At 70.1% G+C, this 20,317-nt stretch carries 17 protein-coding genes and 1 riboswitch; of the genes, 7 read left to right on the top strand and 10 right to left on the bottom strand.

Annotation, left to right across the window (positions count from 1 at the left end):
* Positions 1-129 precede the first annotated feature (129 nt).
* The 5 genes from MPPM_RS03000 to MPPM_RS03020 all read right to left on the bottom strand — a co-directional run bounded on the left by MPPM_RS03000 (position 130) and on the right by MPPM_RS03020 (position 4,593).
* Positions 130-744, bottom strand: coding sequence for a thiamine phosphate synthase (locus tag MPPM_RS03000; protein WP_096483785.1), 615 nt, complete (start codon positions 742-744; stop codon positions 130-132).
* 6 nt (positions 745-750) lie between these two features.
* Positions 751-1,560 carry a thiazole synthase gene (locus tag MPPM_RS03005; protein ID WP_096483786.1) on the bottom strand — a complete coding sequence of 270 codons (810 nt, stop codon included), beginning with the start codon at positions 1,558-1,560 and terminating at the stop codon, positions 751-753.
* Positions 1,561-1,564: 4 nt separating this feature from the next.
* Positions 1,565-1,777 (bottom strand): sulfur carrier protein ThiS, encoded by a 213-nt coding sequence (thiS, locus tag MPPM_RS03010; protein WP_096483787.1) that lies wholly within the window; start codon positions 1,775-1,777, stop codon positions 1,565-1,567.
* A complete protein-coding gene (gene thiO / locus MPPM_RS03015) occupies positions 1,774-2,994 on the bottom strand; it encodes a glycine oxidase ThiO (protein ID WP_096483788.1) in 1,221 nt (406 codons plus the stop codon). Before thiO ends, thiS begins: the two co-directional genes overlap by 4 nt.
* Before the next feature lie 79 nt (positions 2,995-3,073).
* Positions 3,074-3,196, bottom strand: a riboswitch (TPP riboswitch).
* Positions 3,197-3,318: 122 nt separating this feature from the next.
* Positions 3,319-4,593 carry an adenylate/guanylate cyclase domain-containing protein gene (locus tag MPPM_RS03020; RefSeq protein WP_096483789.1) on the bottom strand — a complete coding sequence of 425 codons (1,275 nt, stop codon included), beginning with the start codon at positions 4,591-4,593 and terminating at the stop codon, positions 3,319-3,321.
* A gap of 357 nt (positions 4,594-4,950) precedes the next feature.
* On the opposite strand from MPPM_RS03020, the gene MPPM_RS03025 reads away from it, so the two are divergent.
* Positions 4,951-5,733, top strand: coding sequence for an AraC-like ligand-binding domain-containing protein (locus MPPM_RS03025; RefSeq protein WP_280176345.1), 783 nt, complete (start codon positions 4,951-4,953; stop codon positions 5,731-5,733).
* Between the two features lie 3 nt (positions 5,734-5,736).
* On the opposite strand, the gene MPPM_RS03030 is transcribed toward MPPM_RS03025, so the two are convergent.
* On the bottom strand, positions 5,737-6,960 hold the full coding sequence (locus tag MPPM_RS03030) for an IS256-like element ISSpwi2 family transposase (RefSeq protein ID WP_044663225.1): 1,224 nt from the start codon (positions 6,958-6,960) through the stop codon (positions 5,737-5,739).
* Here MPPM_RS03030 and MPPM_RS03035 point away from each other — a divergent pair.
* Positions 6,935-7,285 carry a helix-turn-helix domain-containing protein gene (locus MPPM_RS03035; RefSeq protein WP_280176346.1) on the top strand — a complete coding sequence of 117 codons (351 nt, stop codon included), beginning with the start codon at positions 6,935-6,937 and terminating at the stop codon, positions 7,283-7,285. The genes MPPM_RS03030 and MPPM_RS03035 overlap by 26 nt on opposite strands.
* A gap of 43 nt (positions 7,286-7,328) precedes the next feature.
* Complete coding sequence (locus MPPM_RS03040; protein ID WP_096483790.1) at positions 7,329-8,645, top strand: MFS transporter; 1,317 nt, start codon at positions 7,329-7,331, stop codon at positions 8,643-8,645.
* 44 nt (positions 8,646-8,689) lie between these two features.
* Here MPPM_RS03040 and rpoD read toward each other — a convergent pair whose 3' ends face one another.
* Both rpoD and dnaG read right to left on the bottom strand, forming a co-directional pair.
* Positions 8,690-10,693: an RNA polymerase sigma factor RpoD gene (rpoD, locus tag MPPM_RS03045; RefSeq protein WP_096483791.1), complete on the bottom strand. Its 2,004-nt coding sequence runs from the start codon at positions 10,691-10,693 to the stop codon at positions 8,690-8,692.
* A 203-nt stretch (positions 10,694-10,896) separates the two neighbouring features.
* Entirely contained in the window at positions 10,897-12,825 is a 1,929-nt protein-coding gene (gene dnaG, locus MPPM_RS03050) for a DNA primase (protein WP_096483792.1), read from the bottom strand.
* Between the two features lie 145 nt (positions 12,826-12,970).
* On the opposite strand from dnaG, the gene MPPM_RS03055 reads away from it, so the two are divergent.
* The gene (locus tag MPPM_RS03055) at positions 12,971-13,954 is read left to right on the top strand and encodes an SMP-30/gluconolactonase/LRE family protein (protein ID WP_096483793.1); all 984 of its coding nucleotides are present in this window, start codon (positions 12,971-12,973) and stop codon (positions 13,952-13,954) included.
* Positions 13,955-13,964: 10 nt separating this feature from the next.
* On the top strand, positions 13,965-15,128 hold the full coding sequence (locus tag MPPM_RS03060) for an L-dopachrome tautomerase-related protein (protein WP_096483794.1): 1,164 nt from the start codon (positions 13,965-13,967) through the stop codon (positions 15,126-15,128).
* Positions 15,129-15,164: 36 nt separating this feature from the next.
* On the opposite strand, the gene MPPM_RS03065 is transcribed toward MPPM_RS03060, so the two are convergent.
* Positions 15,165-15,623 (bottom strand): GatB/YqeY domain-containing protein, encoded by a 459-nt coding sequence (locus MPPM_RS03065; RefSeq protein WP_096483795.1) that lies wholly within the window; start codon positions 15,621-15,623, stop codon positions 15,165-15,167.
* A 189-nt stretch (positions 15,624-15,812) separates the two neighbouring features.
* Here MPPM_RS03065 and carA point away from each other — a divergent pair, with 189 nt between their 5' ends.
* On the top strand, positions 15,813-17,063 hold the full coding sequence (gene carA / locus MPPM_RS03070) for a glutamine-hydrolyzing carbamoyl-phosphate synthase small subunit (protein WP_096483796.1): 1,251 nt from the start codon (positions 15,813-15,815) through the stop codon (positions 17,061-17,063).
* A gap of 128 nt (positions 17,064-17,191) precedes the next feature.
* Positions 17,192-17,566: a hypothetical protein gene (locus MPPM_RS03075; protein ID WP_017487332.1), complete on the top strand. Its 375-nt coding sequence runs from the start codon at positions 17,192-17,194 to the stop codon at positions 17,564-17,566.
* 33 nt (positions 17,567-17,599) lie between these two features.
* Here MPPM_RS03075 and MPPM_RS03080 read toward each other — a convergent pair whose 3' ends face one another.
* On the bottom strand, positions 17,600-20,260 hold the full coding sequence (locus MPPM_RS03080; RefSeq protein ID WP_096483797.1) for a heparinase II/III domain-containing protein: 2,661 nt from the start codon (positions 20,258-20,260) through the stop codon (positions 17,600-17,602).
* Between the last annotated feature and the right edge of the window lie 57 nt (positions 20,261-20,317).

A 20,317-nucleotide genomic window follows, 5' to 3' on the forward strand; every position in this document is an offset into this window, starting at 1 on the left:
GCAGCCCCGAGGGGCGCCTGGCTGAGAGAGGAATCTGTCAGCGCTTCTATACGCCTCGCGCCACAGCGCCAGGGGTGATCGGTGCAAGGCCGGTATCCGGCCAGGATCGGCGCCGGGACGAGGCCGTCCTCAAGTCAGTCCTGCCAGAATGCGGGCGGTCGCTCCCTGAGGATCCGACCCGCGCATCACGCCGCCCATGATTGCGACGCCCGTTGCCCCGGCTTCCCGGCAGGCGCGGGCATTGTCGGCATCGATCCCGCCGAGCGCGAAGACCGGCAGGCCGTGCGCGGCGGCGCGCAGGGCCGCGACGCCCAGCGCGGGGCCGTAGCCGGGCTTGCTCGCAGTCGGAAAAATCGGGCTGAGCGTGGCGTAATCGGCACCTGCCATCTCGGCCGCCGCGATCTCGGCCACCGTATGGGCCGAGATCCCGATCAGCGCAGCCGCGCCGAGCATCATCCGCGCCGCGCGGATGCCGTCGCTCCCGGCGGAGCCCGGCAGATGCACGCCCTGGGCGCCGATCTCCGCCGCCAGTTCCACATCCCCACCGACGACCAGACGTCCGCCGACCGGCGCCAGGATCGCGACCAGGTCGCGGGTGAGATTTCTGCGTGCCTCCCAATCAAGATCGCGGTCGCGCAGCCAGACGAAGCGCGCACCGCCCGCGACCGCCGCGCGGACGGTGTCAGGGAGCGGCCGGTCGGCACCGTGGCGGTCGGTGACGAGGAGCAGGGGCGGAAGCGCCACCCCGCCTCAGGATCCGACGAGGCCGAGCTGCGGACTCGAGGGCTCAGCCCGGCCGCGCCGGGGGATGCGTCCGGCCAGATGCGCGAGCCGGCCTGCCTCGACGGCGCGGCGCATGGCGTCCGCCATCCGCACCGGGTCGTCGGCCTTTGCCACCGCGGTGTTGATGAGGCAGGCGGCCGCCCCGAGCTCCATCGCGATCACCGCGTCCGAGGCCGTGCCGATGCCGGCATCGACGATCACCGGCACCTTCGCCCGGCGGCAGATCAGCTCGATATTGGCCGGGTTGGCGATGCCCATCCCGGAGCCGATCAGCGAGCCCATCGGCATCACCGCCGCACAGCCGAGATCGGCCAGCCGCTCGCAGATGACGGGATCGTCGTTGCAGTAGGGCAGAACGGTGAAGCCGTCATCGACGAGGTGGCGGCACGCTTCGAGCAGCTCGGTGACGTCCGGGTAGAGCGTCTCGCGGTCGCCGATCACCTCGACCTTGATCCAGTCGGTGCCGAGCGCCTCGCGGGCGAGTTCGGCGGTCATGATCGCGTCGCGGGCGGTCTCGCAGCCGGCGGTGTTGGGCAGGAAGCGGGCGCCCTTCAGCTTCTGGAAGGTGTCCGAGCCGTGGCCCTGGAGCGAGACCCGGCGGATCGAGGCGGTGACGACCTCGGCGCCCGAGGCGCGCACCGACTGCGCCATGATCTCCTGGCTCGGATAGCCGGCCGTGCCGATGAACAGCCGCGAAGAGAGCCGGATGCCGGCGATCTCCAGGGCGTCGTCGCCGGCGGCACCCGTCTGCGCGAGGGTGGTGTCGTGATGGTTCATGCGCTCAGCCTCCCTGCATGGCGCGGACGATCTCGATGCGGTCGCCCTCGTTGAGTGCCGTTCCGGCCCAGGCGGCCTTGCGCACGACCCTTCCGTTGACGGCAATGGCGATGCCCTCGGGGCTCTCGATACCCCGTTCCTCGGCCTCCGAAGCGAACAGGGCGGCGAGATCCGTCTGCTCGCGCTCGCAGGGCTCTCCGTTGACGGTCAGTCTCATGCCACGGCCCTCCCCCGGCCTTCACGCGATGCTGAGAAGCGCGCCCGCCCGAAGCCGCGGGCGAAGTCCGGCAGAGCGCCCTCGCCGACGAGCGCGGCGACGGCGTCGGCGGTCGCGGGAGCGAGCAAGTAGCCGTTGCGGTGATGGCCCGTGGCAACGACGAGCCCGGGCGCGGCCTCCTCGATGATCGGCGCGTCGTCGTCCGAGGTCGGGCGAAAGCCGCTCCAGACCGCGTCGATCTCCATCTCCTCGATGCCGGGGAGGACGCGGCGCGCGCCCTCCAGCAGGGCGAACAGCCCACCCGCGGTGACCCCGCTGTTGAAGCCGCAATCCTCCACCGTCGCGCCGACAATGAGGTGGCCGTCGCCCTTGGGCGCCATATGCACCGCGTCGGTCCAGACCATGCGGGACAGGGTGCCGGTGCGCTTCGTGGTGCGCAGCGCCAGCGACTGGCCCTTGAGGGGGCGGACAGGCAGGGCGAGGTCGTCGGGCAGCAGACCCGCCTCGCCACTCCAGGCCCCCGCGGCCAGAATCACCGTCTCGGCAGTCAGCACGCGGCCGGCGGCGCGAAGGCCGGTGACGCGGCCGCCCTGGCGCTCCAGCCCCTCCACCGCGACGCCCTCGATGATGGTGACGCCCGCCGCCTCGCAGGCGCCGAGCAGCGCCTTCATCACGAGGCGGGGATCGACCTGCGCGTCGAGCGGACAGAGGATTCCGGCGGTGACATTGGGGCGCAGCAGCGGCTCGCGGATGCGCACCTCCGGACCGGACAGCCACTCGGCGGCGACGCCCGAGCGCCGCTGCAAGTCGTGGCGGAAGCGCAGGCGCTCCACCTCGTCGCGGCCTATGGCGATCACCAGGGTGCCGTCGGCGCGGTAGTCGATCTCCCGGCCCGAAGCCGCCTGAAGCGCGTCGCGAAACGCCGGCCAGCGGCGCAGGGATTCGAGCGCCAGGGGCAGCAGCAGGTCTGAGCCGGGCTCGTGCTCGGCGGCGGGCGCGAGCATGCCGGTGGCGGCGAGGCTCGCGCCGCTGCCGACGCTCCCGCGCTCGACCACGGTCACCGAGCGGCCGGCCTGTGCCAGCCGCCACGCGATCGACAGGCCGATCAGCCCCGCGCCCACGACGGCGACGTCGGCGCGCCCCGGCAGCTCGGCCGCGCGCGGGCGCATCTCGAGGCTACGGCGTTGGCCGATCGGCGAAGTCAGCAAGTCGGACATCGAAAAACGGGCCTTCCGCGGATCTGCCCGCAGGAACCGGCACCAGGTGCTTCCCGAAGAAGCAGGGTCCGCTCGAGCGAGCGACCCTCAGGTCCAATCCCTACGCCGGTATGAGCCGGATCAGGTTCGAAGGATTTCCGCGCTGCCGGCAACGGCGATAGCGGTTTCTCAGCCCCTTGGCGGGGATCTCCCTGGAACATCCCGGATGTGGGCCCAGCCGGCCGCGCGGTCAATCCCTCACGACGCGGGATCGAGCGATTCGGCCTGCGGAACACACGGCGCCCGAGGCATGATGCGGTGTCCGCAGGCACCTTTTTGCAAGATTTACTCCGCCGCGGCGGCCTTCGCGGCCGGTCGCCGTCCCGGTCGATAGACGGTCATCGGCTCCTCGAACCCATCGAGGGCATGGCTACCGAGCGGCTCCGGATCGCCCCAGAGGAAGTCGACGAACGGCTTCGACATCAGGAGCGGCTCCTGAAGCGTGCGGTTGAGCCGCGCGAGGCGGCTCGCGAGGTTTACGTCCCGGCCGATCACGGTGAAATCGAGCCGGGTGCCGGAGCCGACATTGCCGTAGGCCGCCTCGCCGTGATGCAGGGCGATACCGGCATCGACCGCCGGCTCGCCCTCGCCGAAGCGTCCGACCGTGTTCGCCTCGGTGAGCGCGGCGAGCGCCGCTTCCGCGGCGGTGAGCGCGCTCTTGGCCGCGCCGCCGAGGTCATCGCCGGACTCGCGGAAGATCGCGAGAAGTCCGTCGCCGAGATATTTCAGCACCTCGCCGCCCTCCCGCTCGATCGGTGGGACGAGGCAATCGAAGAAGGCATTCAGAAGATCGACCGCGCCCTCCGGCGTCCGGCCGGCGGACAGGCGGGTGTAATCGCGCATATCCGCGAACAGGATCGCCGAGCGGATGCGACGCACCTGGCCGCGCCGGATGTCGCCTGACAGGATCGCCCGGTGCGGCTCGTCGCCGACATAGATGCGCAGCACCGTGTCGAGCTGCTTGTTGAGGAGTCGCATCTCCATCACCGCGGCGAGCGCGGGCATGACGAAGCGCAGGATCGCGATGTCGTCATCGCGAAAACCGCCCTCGGCACGCGTGGCGAAGGTGATGCCGTTCTTGGTGCCGTTGGTGAAGATCAGCGGGGCGATCAGGTAGTGCGTGTACCCGGCGGCCTTCAGTTCGGGGATAATCGCGTAGGCGTCGTCGGCGGTCTCAGCGAGATCGAGACTCAGCCACTCGCCGGACTCGTGGACGGCGTAGAACGGGCTCACCTGATAGGCCTTCGTGGAGGCCTCGCCGTGAGGGAATAGCCGAACCGTCGAGCCGGCACCGCGCGTCCAGACGCGGCCGACGCCCGAATACTCGGAATGAAGCGTGTCGATGGCGGTGGAGGCGCGATCGATGGGAACGCCGATAGCGTTGAGACGCTCGGCAAGCCCGGCGAGCAGATCGTCGGCCTTGGGCAGGCGGGCGCCTTCGCCGAGCAACCAATCGCGGATGCCAACGCAGGGTTGAAGGGCTCCGAACGGGACGTCCTCGGCTTCCGATCCGTCGGCAAGAGCCGTCGGCGTTGGTCTCGGGGCGTCGGCGTCGCGCATCGGGGGAAGGTGGGTCCTCGGATCGCCAAAGCAAGGCTTCGCGCCGGTCACGCGATGCGTCGAACTCCGTGACCGGAGACGGCTTCCCCCGGCGAGCCAACTGATTACAGGGCAAGCTTGGCCGCATCGCGACACCGGCGCCGGGCCATGCGGACAGGATGGACGCAGTGAGGCAATCGGATCAAGTGGTTTCGATCGGTCGACCGTCTACAAAATGACAGAGCGACGATGATGCCATGACAGCCCTCGAGAAAACGCGCCTGCGAAGTTTCAGCAAAACGCTGCACTTGCTAAGGCCTCGAATGCCTCCGATAAAAGGGCAATTCACGTCGATTAAGTTTCCCTGTCGTTCATCGCGTGTCACATCAATCTTTCATTTTCTCGTCGGAAACCGACGGCTTCGAGGGCTATCACGCGCTTTACGCGAGCGGCAGCGATGTTTCCGCAACCGGCACACCGTTTCACGCACGGGTGCAGGCGTATCGGTTCGACCGGATGAACGTGTTCGAGCGTGCCTTGAGCGGCGTCGAGCATCGACGCGACCTGCCTCGCGTGCGACGCGACGGTTTCGATCACTTCACGCTCCAATACCTGCGCCGCGGCACCTTCCATGGAGGTGCCCTCGACGCCGAGCGCCGCCTCAGCCCCGGCGACATCATTCTGTTCGACCTGACCCGTCCCCAGCGCACCCGGCTCGAATCGGCGCGCACCGTCACCGTGAGCCTGAGCCGGGAGCTCGTCGAAGCAGCACTGCCCGAGGCGAGCCGCTATCATGGGCAGATCCTGCCCGAGGCGGTGTCGGGGTTGCTCGGCGATCTGATGGGCTCGCTCGCCCGGCGGGCCGGCGCGACGCCGCCGGGCAGTGCGGCGAGCACCGCCCGCGCGCTGACCGAGTTGCTGGCCGGCGTGCTCGGGCAGGTCACGCCCGACGACGAAGCCGCGGGCTCGGTCATCGCCGATCTGCGGAGGCGGCGCGCGGAGGTGTTCATCGAAGCGCGGCTGAACGACCCGTCGCTGGACGTCTCGATGGTTGCGCGGGGGGCCGGGCTGTCGCGCAGCGCGCTCTATCGCCTGTTCGAGCCGATGGGGGGCGTCGCGCAGCGGGACTGTCAGGATTTCCGTGTGTGGCCGGGCGGTTGATCATCAGGCCGCCATGGCTCTGATGAAACGTTCGCCGAAGATCACGGCAAATTGCGCCTTCGCCATGGTCCACTCACGTGGTGGCATCTTCCACTCTTTCTCCGACCGATTCAAGATCAGGTAGAGCAGCTTGGTGGCGGCCTCGTCGCTGGGGAAGTGTCCCCTGGCCCTGACAGCCCGCCTGAGCTTCGAGTTCAAAGCTTCGATGGCGTTCGTAGTGTAGATGATCCGGCGGACCTCGTCGGGGAACGCAAAAAACGGGATCACCTCGCCCCAGGCGCGCCGCCAGCTCTGGCCGATGGCGGGATAGCGCTGCCCCCAAGGGCCAGCCTCAAATGCTGTCAGCGCCTTTTCGGCGGCATCTGCGTCGGTGGCACGGTAAATCTCCTTGAGCGCGCTGGCGAGGTTCTTTCGGTCCTTCCAGGAGACGAAGTCCATCGAGTTGCGCAGCAGGTGAACGATGCAGGTCTGGACGATCGCATCGGGGAACACTGCGGTGATCGCATCGGGAAAGCCCTTCAGGCCGTCAACGACGGCCAGCAGGATGTCTTCAACGCCACGGTTGCGAAGCTCGTTCATCACCCGAAGCCAGAACTTGGCACCCTCATTCTGCTCGAGCCACAAGCCGAGCACCTCCTTTGCGCCGTCGGCGCGGACGCCCAGCGCAATGTGGATCGCCTTGTTGCGCACCATGCCCTCGTCGCGGATCTTGACCCGGATCGCGTCGAAGAAGACCAGCGGGTAAACCGGATCGAGCGGCCGCTGCTGCCAAGTGGCGACCTCATCGAGCACGGCGTCGGTCACCGTGCTAATCAAATCGGGTGAGACGTCGATGCCGTATAGATCGTGCAGGTGCCTGGTGATCTCGCGGGTGCTCATGCCGCGCGCGTACATCGACACGATCTTGTCGTCGAAGCCGGGAAAGCGGCGTTGATACTTGGCGATCAACTGCGGGTCGAAGCTCGACTGGCGATCGCGCGGCACGTCGATCGCCAACTTGCCGGTGTCGGTCATTACCGTCTTCCGACCGTAGCCGTTGCGCATGTTGCCGGCGCCGTCTTCGCCAGCGAGGTGGTGATCCATCTCCGCATTCAGGGCACGCTCTGTCAGCGCCTTCTTCAGCGAATCGAGCAGACCGCCCTGCTCGAAGGCGGCACTGGCAGTGCCGCCCGCCAAAAGCTGATCGAGAAGCTCATTCGGTATGGCAGGTTCTTTGCGTCGTGACATAGTGGGACTCCTTGTTGCCCATTATGCCCGGCCACACACGGAAATCCTGACAGTCCCCGCGCAGCACATCCTGACCCGTCGCCTCGAACGGTTGAGCGCAGCGCTGCGCAACGCGAGCGAGACGCGCTCGATCACCACCCTGACCTTCGATCACGGCTTTGCCAGCGAGAGCCATTGCAGCCGCGCCTTCCGCGGCACGTTCGGCCTGCCGCCGGGCCGCTATCGCGCCGAGATGCGCCATCCGCGGGCAGACGGCCGGAGCGAGCCTCCGCCCGGCGGGAGCGCCGCGAGCCTGATGTCCGCGTGGTCGCGCGACCTCGCATGACCCTTTGATCCCGTCAGCCGCCAAAGCCACGCCCCCGGCGACGATGCCCGCGCAAGCCGGACTCGCGGGATGGCCGCTCGTCGCGTTGCTCGCGACGATCCAGCTCGCGGCCTTCAGCGATCGCTTCCTCCTTACCCTGGTCGCGACGCCGCTCAAGCAGGCTCTGGCCTTGAGCGATACCCAACTCGGGCTCCTTCAGGGCTCGGCCTTCGCCCTGCCCTACGCGCTCGCCCTGCCGCTGCTCGGCATCGTGGCCGATAGCGGTCGCCAGCGCGGCCTTCTCGTTGGGGGCGTCCTGCTGTGGAGTGCGGCGACCTTCGCCAATGGCCTCGCGGGCGGATTCAGCGCGTTGCTCGCGGCGCGGCTAATTCTGGGGCTCGGCCAATCCGCGTTCGGCCCGGCCGCGCTGTCGCTGATGAGCCTGCATCTGCGCCCGGACCGGCTCGGACGCGGCCTCTCGGCGCTCACCGCCGCTGCCACGCTCGGGCGCAGCGTCGCCCTGCTCGCGGGCGGCGCCGTGCTGGCGTGGCTGACCGCGCGCGGCGGACTCGCGCCCCCGGCGCTCGGATCGCTCGCCCCATGGCAGGCCCTGCTCGTGCTCGCCGCGTTGCCGAACGTCATCCTCGCCATCCTCGTCCTGCGCATCCGGCCCAGTCCGCGCGTCGCCACCCCGATCCGGTGGGGAGGGGAGCGGCGCCTCCGTCGCGGACCGTCGCTCCGGGACGCCCTGGCCTGGATCGGGCGGCGGAGGAGGACGTACCTGCCGCACGCCGCCGCCGCCACGGCCGCGGTGCTGATGACGCAGACCCTGACCGCCTGGGCCCCGACCTTCTACGTCCGCGCCTTCGGCTTCAGCCCGGCGGAGAGCGGCCTGCGCCTCGGCCTCCTCGTGCTGATCGCGGCGCCGCTCGGCCACGCTGCGGGCGGGTTCGCCCTCGACCGGATGCGCAGCGCCGGGCGAGCGGACGCGGCGCCGTTGCTGCTCGCGCTCGGACTGGCCCTGGCCCTGCCGATGACCGCGCTCGCGAGCCTGAGCCCCGACCTTCCGCTGTCACTCGTCGGATTCGCCGGCCTCGTGGCGTTGCTCGGCTTCACCAGCCCGCCGGGCCTTGCCGGCATCCAGATCCTGACGCCGCGAGCGCTTCGCGGGCGGGTCAACGCCCTCTTCCTCGCCACGGTCACCCTGGCGGGCTACGGCCTCGGACCGCTCCTCGTCGGCCTTCTGAGCGACCATTTGTTCGGGGAGGCGGGCCTGGGCTTGGCCCTCCTCGCCGTCTACGCGCCGGTGGGCGGTCTGGGTGCCGTGGCCGCCCTGGCCGCCCGCCGCGCCTGGGGCCCGATCCGCCGGAGCACCCGCTGAAACGAGAACGGCCGCCCCGAAGGGCGGCCGGTTCGTCGTCCGGATCAGTTGTCGAGGAAGCTTCTCAGCTTCCGCGACCGGCTCGGGTGCTTGAGCTTGCGCAGCGCCTTCGCCTCGATCTGGCGGATGCGCTCGCGGGTCACCGAGAACTGCTGGCCGACCTCTTCGAGGGTGTGGTCGGTGTTCATGCCGATGCCGAAGCGCATGCGCAGCACGCGCTCCTCGCGCGGCGTCAGCGAAGCGAGCACGCGGGTCGTGGTCTCGCGCAGGTTCGACTGGATCGCCGCGTCGATCGGGAGGACGACGTTCTTGTCCTCGATGAAGTCGCCGAGGTGGCTGTCCTCCTCGTCGCCGATCGGCGTCTCGAGCGAGATCGGCTCCTTGGCGATCTTCAGGACCTTGCGGACCTTCTCCAGCGGCATGGCCAGCTTCTCGGCCAGCTCCTCCGGGGTCGGCTCACGGCCGATCTCGTGCAGCATCTGGCGCGAGGTCCGGACGATCTTGTTGATCGTCTCGATCATGTGCACCGGGATGCGGATCGTGCGGGCCTGGTCGGCGATCGAGCGGGTGATCGCCTGCCGGATCCACCACGTGGCGTAGGTCGAGAACTTGTAGCCGCGGCGGTATTCGAACTTATCGACCGCCTTCATCAGGCCGATATTGCCCTCCTGGATCAGGTCCAGGAACTGCAGGCCGCGGTTGGTGTACTTCTTGGCGATCGAGATCACGAGGCGGAGGTTGGCCTCGATCATCTCCTTCTTCGCCTGGCGGGCCTCGCGCTCGCCCTTCTGCACCATGGCGACGATCTTGCGGTACTCGCCGATCTGCAGGCCGGTCTCGGAGGCGAGCGTCAGGATCTGCTCGCGCAGGTCCGCGACCTGACGGCCGCCGCGCTCGACGAAGTTCTTCCAGCCCTTGCCGCCCAGCGTGGCGACGCGGTCCATCCAGTTCGGATCGAGCTCGTAGCCCTGGTAGTGGCGCAGGAACTCGTCGCGGGCGACGCCGTGGTGCTCGGCGGCGCGCATCAGGCGGCCCTCATGCGAGATGAGGCGCTTGTTGATGTCGTAGAGCTGCTCGACCAGCGCCTCGATGCGGTTGGCGTTGAGCGAGAGCGACTTCACGTCGGTGACGACGATGTCCTTCAGCTCGGCCTGCTTCTTGGTCTGGGCGGAGGTGACGGTGCCGCCGCCGGCCTTGAGATCCGTCTCCTCGTTCTGGAGCTTGCGCAGCTTGCGGTAGTTCGAGGCGATGTTGTCGAAGGTTTCGAGGACGCGCGGCTTGATCTCGGCCTCCATGGCCGCGAGCGACACGTTGTTCTCCATGTCGTCCTCGTCGTCGCCGCCTTCCGGCGGGACGGCGCCGTCGCCCTCCTCGGACTCCTCGCCCTCCTCTCCTTCCCCGGCCTGCGGCGCGCCGCGGGCATCGGGGCCGGCATAGGTGGCTTCGAGGTCGATGATGTCGCGCAGCAGCACCTTGCCGTCGACGAGCTCGTCGCGCCAGATGATAATGGCCTGGAAGGTCAGCGGGCTCTCGCACAGCCCCGCGATCATCGCCTCGCGGCCGGCCTCGATGCGCTTGGCGATCGCGATCTCGCCCTCGCGCGAGAGCAGCTCCACCGAGCCCATCTCGCGCAGGTACATGCGCACGGGATCGTCCGTGCGGTCGGTCGGCTCGCGGGTGGTGGGGGTTGCGACCGCGACGGCGCGCGAGCCCGAGGCCTCCGCGACCTCGCCGCCCTCCGCGCTCTCCTCCTCCTCGGCGGCCTCGCCGTTGGCCTTGGCCTCGGTCGCGGTCTCCTCGGATTCCTCCGCCTCGACCACGCGGATGCCCATGTCGTCGAGCTGCGCGAGCACGTCCTCGATCTGGTCGCCGTCGACCTGACCGTCGGGGAGGACTTCGTTGATCTCTTCGTAGGTCACGTAGCCGCGCTTCTTCGCGAGCTTGACCATCCGCTTGACCGCGGCATCCGTCAGGTCAAGGAGCGGGCCGTCCGTCGGTTGATCCTGGGCGGCGTCCGCATCGTCCCGCTCGGTTGCCTTCGTTGCCATGCTCAGCCTATTGTTCTCGTGGCGGCGCCGCAGGCTGAGCCCGCGCGCTCCGCGAAAGACCCGTCGCAATGTCGTGGAATGGCGCGCTTGTCGAGTGCCCGCGCCGATTCTCGTTGCATTCGCTCTAACTTGCCGTGCGTTGACCGACCGTTAACCAAGTCGGCCCTCCGCCGCCGTCACCCTTCGGTCACGCCGGCACGAATTCATTCCTCCTGAGAGACCTCCGCTTCCGCCTCGGCCGCGGCGATCACCGCCAATTGCTGCTGTACGTCGCACAGCCAAGCGAAATTGGCCTCGGACCCATCCTCGGCAAGAGCTCTCTCAGCTTGGTGGAGTTCGCTATGTAGCGCGCCCGTCTGCCGGTGCAAGATCACGGCTTGATGCAGCGTATGTTCCAGGCGCTGGGAGTCGGCGTTCGGATCGAGCATCCAGCGGTCGCCGGGATTGACCAGGGCGAGCAACCTCGCATGCGCCTCCTCCAGGCCGGCCCGGCGCAGCCGCGCCTCCAGCAATTCGGGCTCCGGCGTGCCGGCCTCCGCCGCTCGGTCGAGCAGCAGCGCACGCAGCGCGCTGGCATCCGGATTGACGAGTTCGAGGGCGGCGAGCGCCTCCTCCTCGATCCCGAGCAGTTCCGGATGCGCGAGCAGGCTCATGACGATCATCGCCTCGCGCTTGGCCGCGCGTCCGCCGGCCGCGGGCACGGGCGCCGCCGTCTTCAGCAGCGGATCGAAGCCGGTGGTGATGCGCGGCGAAGGCGGCGGGTCGCCGGGGCGGGGCCGGCGCTGGAACGGCGCGCTGCGCGGTCCGGCGGCCCGTCCGCCGGTCGCGCCCTCGGATCGTCCGCCGGAAAACTCCCGCGCCCGGCCGCCGGACAGGCCCCGCAGGCGATCCTCGATGTCGTCGCGGTAGAACCGGCGCACGGTCTCGTCGCGGATGCCGGCCACCGCCTCCCTCAGGGTCCGGGCGAGTCCGGCCCGGCGCTCGGGCGTGTCGAGGGTGACCGCCTCGGTCTCGCGGGCCCACAGCATCTCGACCAGCGGTCGCGCACCCGATAGCACCGCCTCGATCGCCGAGGGGCCGCTGGCGCGCATCAGATCGTCGGGGTCCTGACCCTGCGGCAGCAGGGCGATGCGCAGGGATTTCCCGGGCTCCAGCATCGGCAGGGCGACGTCGAGCGCGCGGAAGGCGGCGCGCTGGCCCGCCCCGTCGCCGTCGAAGCACAGGATCGGCTCGTCGGCGTGCCGCCAGAGCAGGGCGAGCTGGTCCTCGGTCAGCGCCGTGCCGAGCGGCGCCACCGTCTCCGGATAGCCGGCGATCGTCATGGCGATGACGTCGACATAGCCCTCCACCGCGATGATGCGGCTGCGGTCGTGCGCGCTCTTGCGGGCGGCGTGGAGGTTGTAGAGCATCCGCCCCTTGTGGAAGAGCGGCGTCTCCGGCGAGTTCATGTACTTCGCCTTGGCGTCCGCCTGCATCGCCCGGCCGCCGAAGGCGACGACCCGGCCGCGGATGTCGAGGATCGGAAACATGATCCGGTCGCGGAACTTGTCGTAGGGGACGCTCACCCCCTCGGGCGCCGTGAGCAGTCCGAGTTCGAGCATCAGGTCGCGATCGACGCCCTTGCCCGCGAGGTAGTCGCGCAGGGCGTAGCGCCCGGACAGGGAATAGCCGAGCCGGAATTTCTGGCGCGTGGCCTCGCTCAAGGCGCGGCGGTCGAGATAGGCCCGCGCCTCGCCGCCGGCGGAACCGCGCAACTGCTCCTCGAAATAGGCGGCGGCGAGTTCCATGACCTCGATGGCGCCCTTGCGCCGCTCCTCGGCCTGCTCGCTCTCCACCGTCATCTTCGGCAGGGCGACGCCCGCCTCGCCGGCGAGTCGCTCGACGGCCTCGGGGAAGCTCAAGCCCTCCGTCTCCATGACGAACTTGAAGATATCGCCGTGCTTGCCGGACGAGAAGCAGTGATAGAACTGCTTCTGGTCGTTGACGTAGAATGAGGGTGTCTTCTCGGAATTGAACGGTGACAGGCCGCGCCATTCGCGGCCCGCCTTCTTCAGCCGCACCCGGCGGCCGACCACCTCGGAGGCGGGAACGCGGGCGCGGATCTCTTCGAGGATGTGGGGCGGGTAGCGCACGGGGGCTCTGCCGGATGCGGATCAGGTGAGGGATCACTTGGACGACGAGGACCGGCCTCGGCCGGGCAATCTAGCGCAAGCCGCCTGCGGGAGTCTTAAGGCGTCCTGCGCGGAGCTTTCGCCGGAGCGATGCGTTGGCGGCCCGATGACGGAGACCTCGCCCTTGCCCCACCGCGGCATCGCCCGCCGACCTCTCCTGGGCCTCGGCCTCCTCGGCGCGCTCGCCCCCATGCGCGCCCGTGAGGCACGAGCCTCCGACGACCTTTCGGCCGTGCTCGATCCCTCCGCCCGGGTGGAGACCCTCTACGACGAAGGGGAGTGGTGCGAAGGGCCGGTCTGGGCGCCGACGCTCGGCGGCCTCATTTTCAGCGACGTGCGGCGCAACCGGATGATGCTGATCCGTGAGGGGAGCCGCGCCGAGGTGTTTCGCGAGCCGTCGAACAACGCCAACGGCAACGTCATCGACGGCGAGGGCCGCCTGGTTACCTGCGAGCACCGCACCTCGCGGGTGGTGCGTCGGGAGGCGGACGGCGCCATCACCGTGCTGGCGGAAAGCCACGACGGGGGACGGCTCAACTCTCCCAACGACGCGGTGGTGGCCCGTGACGGCACGATCTGGTTCACCGATCCCACCTACGGCATCGATCAGGCCGAAGAAGGCACGCCGCGCCCTTCCGAGCAGAAGGGCCGGTTCGTGTTCCGTCTGGCGCCCGGCAGCTCGCTCGCGGTCGCGACGGACCGGTTCGTGCAGCCCAACGGACTGGCCTTCTCGCCGGACGAGCGGATCCTCTACGTCAGCGAATCGGGCCGGCGCGAAGGCGCGCCCGCCGAGATCCGCGCGTTCGACGTCGCGGACGGGCGGATCTCGGGCGAGCGCCGCTTCGCCAGCGGATTCGAGGGCGTGCCGGACGGATTGAAGGTCGATACCGACGGCCGCGTCTATGCCGGAACCGGCGACGGGGTGCGGATCTGGGCCGCGGACGGGCGACCGCTCGGCCACATCCCGACCGAGGGCCCCTGCGCCAACATCGCCTTCGGCGGTGCCGACGGACGGCGGCTGTTCCTGTGCGCGGGCAGGCGGGTGCTGACCGTCGAGACCAAGGTCCGCGGCGCGGCAATCCGCACGTGAGGGGCCGCTCATGACGATCCGTTTCGCGCGCCGCACGCTTCTCGCCGCCGCCGCCCTCGCCACCGTAAGACCGATGGCGGCGCGGCCGGTCCTAGCCCAACCGGCGACCGGACCGGGCGGGGCCCTCGACCTCGTCGTTGCCGCGCGGGCGCCGACGACGCCGACCGGGCTGACGCGCGCGGCGAACGGCCGGATGTTCCTGTTCATGCCGCGCTTCGACGAGAAGACGGTGTTCACCGCGGGCGAGGTGTTTCCGGACGGACGCGTCGCGCCCTATCCGAGCGAGGCGGCGAACCGGCCCGATCCGGCCCGTCCCGCCGAGACCCTATTCCACGTCCCCAACGGCGTGTTCGACCGGAAGAACCGCCTCTGGCTCCTCGATGCCGGGCTGATGGCCTCGTCCGGCGAGCCGGTGCCGGGCGCGGCCAAGCTCGTCTGCATCGATCCGGCGAGCGATACGATCGTGCGCACGATTTCCCTAGAACCCGTCGTGACGAAGACCTCCTCGCTCAACGATCTGCGCGTCGATGTCCGGCCCGAGCGTGACGTCGCCTACGTCACCGATCAGGGCCAAACCGGTGAGGGCGCGCTGATCGCCGTCGATCTCGCGAGCGGCCGCGCCGTGCGGCGGCTCGCGGGCCACGTCAGCACGCGATCGGTCGACGGCATCCTGAAGATCGTCGAGGGCCGGGTGCTGATGAAGCGCGAGGCCGACGGCACGACGAGCCCGATCAAGGGCGGCGCCAACGGCATCGCCCTGAGCCCCGACGGCGCGCGGCTGTACTACACGCCGTTGATGAGCCGACGCCTCTACGCGGTCGAGACGGCCGCGCTGCTCAATCCCGCGAAGGACGACGCGGCGGTCGCGGAAACGGTCACGGATCTCGGCGAGAAGGGCCTGACCGGCGGGCTCGTCGCCGATTCGCGCGACCGCATCTATCTCAGCCTGCAAGAGTTCAACGGCATCGGCCGGCGCGACCCGGACGGCCGGATCGAGGTCATCGCCACCGATCCGCGCCTGATCTGGCCGGACACGTTCTGGATCACCGACGAGGGCTGGCTCTATCTATCATCCGCCCAGGCCAACCGCCGACCCGAGCACAACGGCGGCATCGACCGGCAGGAGCCGCCCTACGCGATCTTCCGGATTCGGATCGACGCCGGGCCGGCGTGAGTCGCGTCCGGCTCCGCCATCATCGCGAGCGGCAGACTACTTCCCTGCCAGCGCGTCCTTCACCAGCGCGCTGGCGCGGCCGAAATCCATGCGGCCGGTATACTTGCCCTTCAGCGCGCCGATCACCTTGCCCATGTCCTTCGGGCTCTCGGCGCCGGTCTCGGCGATGGCATCGGCGATGGCGGCGCGGGTCTCGGCCTCGTCGAGCTGCTGCGGCAGGAAGGTCTGGATGATCTCGGCCTCGGCGCGCTCGCTCTCGGCGAGTTCGGGACGGCCGCCCTGCTCGTAGACGCCCGCGGCTTCCTGGCGCTGCTTGATCATCTTCTGCAGGAGCGCGAGGATCTCCTCCTCGCTCGTCTCGCCCTTGCCCTCGCCGCGCGCGGCGATGTCGCGGTCCTTGAGCGCCGCCTGGATCATGCGCACCGTCGAGAGCTTCTGCTTCTCGCCGGACTTCATGGCCGCCTTCATCTCGGCGGTGATGCGCTCGCGCAGCATGATGATCGAACTCCAGTCAGATGATTCGGCGTGGCCGCCCTGCTTGTCCAGGGCATTGCGCAGGGCTGACTCCGCGCCCAGATTGACCCGGGCGCGGCCGGCTCGCTATGAGCCCCGCGAGATATCGCCTTGCCCCGCGGCCCGACTATGCGGCCGCGCGAGGCGGCGGACATAAGCCGGATCGGACCCATGCTGCAAGACGAACCCGCGACCCTGCGCGCCGATCCCGCGCGCACGAACCCCGAACCCAAGGCACCCGAACCTTGGAATGAGCCGCTGGTGACGGCGTTGCTCGTGCTCGCCGACGGCACCGTGCTCGAAGGCTTCGGCATCGGCCAGACCGGCGTGGCCGACGGCGAGGTCTGCTTCAACACGGCGATGACGGGCTATCAGGAGATCCTGACCGACCCGTCCTATGCCGGGCAGATCGTCACCTTCACCTTCCCGCATATCGGCAATGTCGGCACCAACGACGAGGATCTCGAGAGCCTCGACCAGGCCCCGGCCTCCGGCGTGCGCGGCGCGGTGATCGCCTCGGCCGTCACCAAGCCCTCGAACTGGCGCTCCTCCTCGCATCTCGACGGCTGGCTCAAGGCCCGCGGCATCATCGGCATCACCGGCATCGACACGCGGGCGCTGACCGCGCTGATCCGCGACCACGGCATGCCGAACGCCGTCATCGCCAACGATCCCGAAGGCCGGTTCGACCGCGAGGCCCTGAAGGCCCGCGCCGCCGCGCTGGCGCCGATGGAGGGGCTCGATCTCGTGCCGCCGGTGACCTCCCGCGACGTCTCGGCCTGGACCGAAACCGTCTGGGCGGTGAAGGGCGGTTACGGCTCACGCGCACCGGGCCAGGGCCTCAAGGTCGTGGCGATCGATTACGGCGTGAAGCGCAACATCCTGCGCCTGCTGGCCGAAGCCGGCTGCGACGTCACCGTGGTGCCCGCCACCACCAAGGCCGAGGACATCCTGGCGATGAAGCCGGACGGCGTGTTCCTCTCCAACGGCCCCGGCGATCCGGCCGCGACCGGCGAATACGCCGTGCCGGTGATCCGCAAGCTGCTCGATGAGCGGGTGCCGACCTTCGGCATCTGCCTCGGCCACCAGCTCATGGGCCTCGCGCTCGGCGGGCGCACGGTGAAGATGGGCCAGGGCCATCACGGCGCGAACCATCCGGTGAAGGACCACACCACCGGCAAGGTCGAGATCGTCTCGATGAATCACGGCTTCGCCGTCGATCCCAAGAGCCTGCCGGAGACGGCGGTGGAAACCCACGTCTCGCTGTTCGACGGCTCGAATTGCGGTCTCTCGCTCACCGACCGCCCGGCCTTCTCGGTGCAGCACCACCCGGAGGCCTCGCCGGGCCCGCGCGACAGCCACTACCTGTTCGAGCGGTTCGTGAAGCTGATGCGCGAGAACCGGCCCGAGACGGCCGCCTGAGACATCTGGGACGGCGGCCCGATCCCCGCCGTCCCGGTGTCACAAAAAACCCCACCTTGCCCCCCATCCCCTGGTTCATGGCCGGATCAGACAAGAATCAGCGGCCGGACTCATTGGGGGCTTGCCGGATGACGCTCGACGACGCGCGCGACGACTTCTCGCGCCTGCATCGCCTGTTCACTTTCCACCTCGGCGTGGCGGTCGGCCTCGCGTGGCTGACGACGCTTTACGCCGCGGCCTCCGCGCCGTGGGTGCGCAACATCCGCGCGCTGATCGACCCGGCCGGCCCGGTGCGGATCGAGAGCACGCTCTCCTACCTGTTCGTGATGCCGGCGGTTCTGACGCTCGCCTGGGCCTCGGCCTATTTCGGCCGCGAGACCATGCGCCGCTTCCAGACCCTGCCGAACCAGACGCTCGAATTCGCTGCCGCGGCGATGGTGGCCTTCGGCGTGTTCTACCTGTCGATCGACCGGGCGGTCGCCGTCATCAGCGCGGGCTTCTGAGCCTCGCCCGGGTGCCGGCACGCCAGCCGGCGCTCACGTCTCCACCAGCCGCCGCACCGCATCCTCGGCAAGCAACCGCACGAGCCGTTGCTCTGCCGCCTCATCCGCGGCGATGACGACGCCGCCGCAGACGATGTCGCGACCGGTGAAGGCGTAACGCAGCACCGGCGTGGGCCTCAGCCCGCCAGTTCCCGTCGCGCAGAAGCCGTGCATCGCGTGCGGCTGGTCATTGCGGCCGATCGCGGCCTCCATCCCCGCCGATTGCCCATTCAGCGGAACGGCGAGGACGTCGAGCCGCCGCCCCTCCTGCTGGGCCAGCGCCCGGCGGGGGCTCGCGACGGCGACGAGGGTGTCGGGGAGAAGATGCAGCCGCCCCTCGAAGGACAGCCGGCGTCCTGGCCGGACGAAGCGGTCGATCACTGCGACCCCCGTCAGGTCTTCGAGCACGACGAAGAGGCGGGCATGGGCGTCGTCGGGCCCGTGCACCGTGGTGGCGAGCCTCGTGGCTTGCGCCCCGTCGAGCGCCACCTGGGCCGTCAAAATTCCTGAACCGGCCACGGGCTCACGCTCGTCCGGAATGGCGACGTTGTGGGCGCGGGCCGAGAGGAGATGGTGGCGTGCCGGCCCCACCTCAACGCCCTCGGCGCCGCCGCCCTCCACGATCCAGCGCCGCGAGCCGGTGGCGAAGGTGAAGGAGGTACAGTCGCGGTGCCCCTGCGGCGATTGCGCGGCGTAGGTGAGGGCGAAGTGGCCCCAGCCGCGCTCCAGCGCGTCGTGGCGCATCGCGAGCATGCCGGCGGTGTGCCCCTCGGGACGCGGTGCCGTGTCGCGCTCCGCCACGAGATCGCGATCGGACGAGGAAAGCCGGGCGATCCAGCCGGCATGGTCGAGCCCTGCGGGCGCATCGCCGAACGGCGGGAGCCGCCCGCCCGGATCGAGCAGTCCGGCGAGCCCCGGCAGGGCCGCCTCGACGCGGCGGCGGATCGTCGGGCCGGGTTCGGTCGCGCCGAGGGCCGCGGCAATGGTCTGTCCGTGGCTCAGGAGGTCGAGGCGCCGGACCGGTGAGGCTTCGGCGAAAGCGCCGTCCTCGGGCAGAAGCGCATCGAAGCCGTGGGCGAGGCTGTCGCGGGCGAGCGTGTCCCAGTGCGCGGCGAACGCAAAGCCGGGAAGCGCCCGCGCGAGCGCGAGGAGAGCGGCCGCCGCCTGAAGGCCGTGCAGAGCCCGGGCCAGAGTGTTCTGACCGACGATCTCGGCCAGCGCGAAGCCGTGCCGGGCGGCTTCCGCGGCGATCACGGCGCGGGCAGGATCATCGCCGTCCGCGATCAGGCGCCCCAGCACGTCGCCGCGCGGGGCGAGGGCCGCCGGGTGCAGGCTCAGACCATCGGCCGGCTGTCCCCAGGGATTGGCCCGCGACCACGCGGCGGCGATCGCCCGGGCGCGGGCCGCCCCGCCCGGCAGCCCGGCGAGCGGCAGCAGCCATGCCAGGGATTGGTAGGCGAGGCGCCACGCCACGGAGCGGAACGGGTCTTCACGCCAGTCCGGCGCCTCAGGCAACGTCCAGTCCGGCAGGCCGGCGAGACTCAGGACCACGTCGTCGCCCTCGATGCGTGCGCTCCGATCCGGCCCGGCCCGCAATTCGCGGGCTCGGGCGAGGATCGGCGCGGCCCCCGGATCGGAGCTCGCCAGCCACGCGGCGGGTGGGCCCTCGGGCAGGCCGATCCGCTCGGCCAAGCGCGCAAGGAAGGCCGGCGCATCGAGAAGCTCGTCGTCGCACAGGCTCTCGAGGCGGAAATCGTCCTCGAATGCCAGTTCGAGCAGGCCGATCAGTTCGGCCTCCGGCGGGTCCTCCGCATCCTCCCAGACGGCAAAACACAGTTCGACGGCGGTCGCACCGGGCGGTGGACGCAACGTCAGGGTAAAGCGGCGGGCCTGGGGCCGGGCCGAGAGGTTGATCACCGCGCCGAGCCCCGGCACGGAGACCGCGTTGTCGTAGGGCGGGGCGATCTCCGCTCCCGCCCGATCCCGGTAGACGAGCCGCACGCGCGCGGCGTGCTCGTCGGCCCTGGCCGCATAGATCTGACCACGCAGCACGAGGGCGATCTCCTCGGCGAGCGCGTAGCAGAGCCTCACCCCCTCCCCGCCCAGCCGCCGCCGACGCGGCGCCGGCCCATGGTCGGACGGGCCGGGGCGCAGTACCGGATCGGCGACGGTGAAGTCGCGGGTGTTGCGCCAGGAGCGCAGGGTGACGACGACGCCGGTCGCCTGATCGGGCACGCGGAAGGCGATGCGGAACGACGCGGCCCCAAGCAATTCCGGTCCCGGTATCCAGGCGACCTGCGGGTCGAGCAGGCTGCGGGCGAGCCCCGGGACATGGTCGAGATCCAGGCTGGAGCCGTCCGCCGCCAGGAAGTCGAAGCCCGCCGCCGCGGCATCGACGGCAAGCGCCGCCTCTTCGCCCTCGTCGAAAGCGAGGGCGAATTGCAGGCAGGTCCAGCGCCCCGGGGAGAGCGCGGAAAAACGCAATCCGACGCGCGAGAAGCGGTGGTTGGGCGCGATGCGGTGCAGCCCCTCGCGTCCGCCCGGCCCGGCGCCCCCGGCATAGCGGGGCGCGGCCGGCAGAAGGACGGTCGCGCCCTCGGGGCCGCCGTCTGCGTCGGAGGCCGCCGCGCCGGCCCGCTCATCGTTCTGATCCATTCCCCGCAGGCGCTACCGCGGGGGCCGCCCCTGTCAAGGCACGAGCCAGCCTCGTGC

Origin of the sequence: Methylorubrum populi, from assembly GCF_002355515.1 — a bacterium.
In the GTDB taxonomy this organism is placed as follows: domain Bacteria; phylum Pseudomonadota; class Alphaproteobacteria; order Rhizobiales; family Beijerinckiaceae; genus Methylobacterium; species Methylobacterium populi_A.

Excerpts from the sequence above, each read along its gene's own strand:
- MPPM_RS03030 (WP_044663225.1), bottom strand. The coding sequence starts at position 6,960 with ATGTCACGACGCAAAGAACCTGCCATACCGAATGAGCTTCTCGATCAG.
- MPPM_RS03020 (WP_096483789.1), bottom strand. The coding sequence starts at position 4,593 with ATGCGCGACGCCGACGCCCCGAGACCAACGCCGACGGCTCTTGCCGAC.
- MPPM_RS03080 (WP_096483797.1), bottom strand. The coding sequence starts at position 20,260 with ATGGATCAGAACGATGAGCGGGCCGGCGCGGCGGCCTCCGACGCAGAC.
- MPPM_RS03060 (WP_096483794.1), top strand. The coding sequence starts at position 13,965 with ATGACGATCCGTTTCGCGCGCCGCACGCTTCTCGCCGCCGCCGCCCTC.
- MPPM_RS03055 (WP_096483793.1), top strand. The coding sequence starts at position 12,971 with ATGACGGAGACCTCGCCCTTGCCCCACCGCGGCATCGCCCGCCGACCT.
- thiO (WP_096483788.1), bottom strand. The coding sequence starts at position 2,994 with ATGTCCGACTTGCTGACTTCGCCGATCGGCCAACGCCGTAGCCTCGAG.
- MPPM_RS03075 (WP_017487332.1), top strand. The coding sequence starts at position 17,192 with ATGACGCTCGACGACGCGCGCGACGACTTCTCGCGCCTGCATCGCCTG.
- rpoD (WP_096483791.1), bottom strand. The coding sequence starts at position 10,693 with ATGGCAACGAAGGCAACCGAGCGGGACGATGCGGACGCCGCCCAGGAT.
- thiS (WP_096483787.1), bottom strand. The coding sequence starts at position 1,777 with ATGAGACTGACCGTCAACGGAGAGCCCTGCGAGCGCGAGCAGACGGAT.
- MPPM_RS03065 (WP_096483795.1), bottom strand. The coding sequence starts at position 15,623 with ATGCTGCGCGAGCGCATCACCGCCGAGATGAAGGCGGCCATGAAGTCC.
- MPPM_RS03035 (WP_280176346.1), top strand. The coding sequence starts at position 6,935 with ATGGCAGGTTCTTTGCGTCGTGACATAGTGGGACTCCTTGTTGCCCAT.
- carA (WP_096483796.1), top strand. The coding sequence starts at position 15,813 with ATGCTGCAAGACGAACCCGCGACCCTGCGCGCCGATCCCGCGCGCACG.
- MPPM_RS03040 (WP_096483790.1), top strand. The coding sequence starts at position 7,329 with ATGCCCGCGCAAGCCGGACTCGCGGGATGGCCGCTCGTCGCGTTGCTC.
- MPPM_RS03005 (WP_096483786.1), bottom strand. The coding sequence starts at position 1,560 with ATGAACCATCACGACACCACCCTCGCGCAGACGGGTGCCGCCGGCGAC.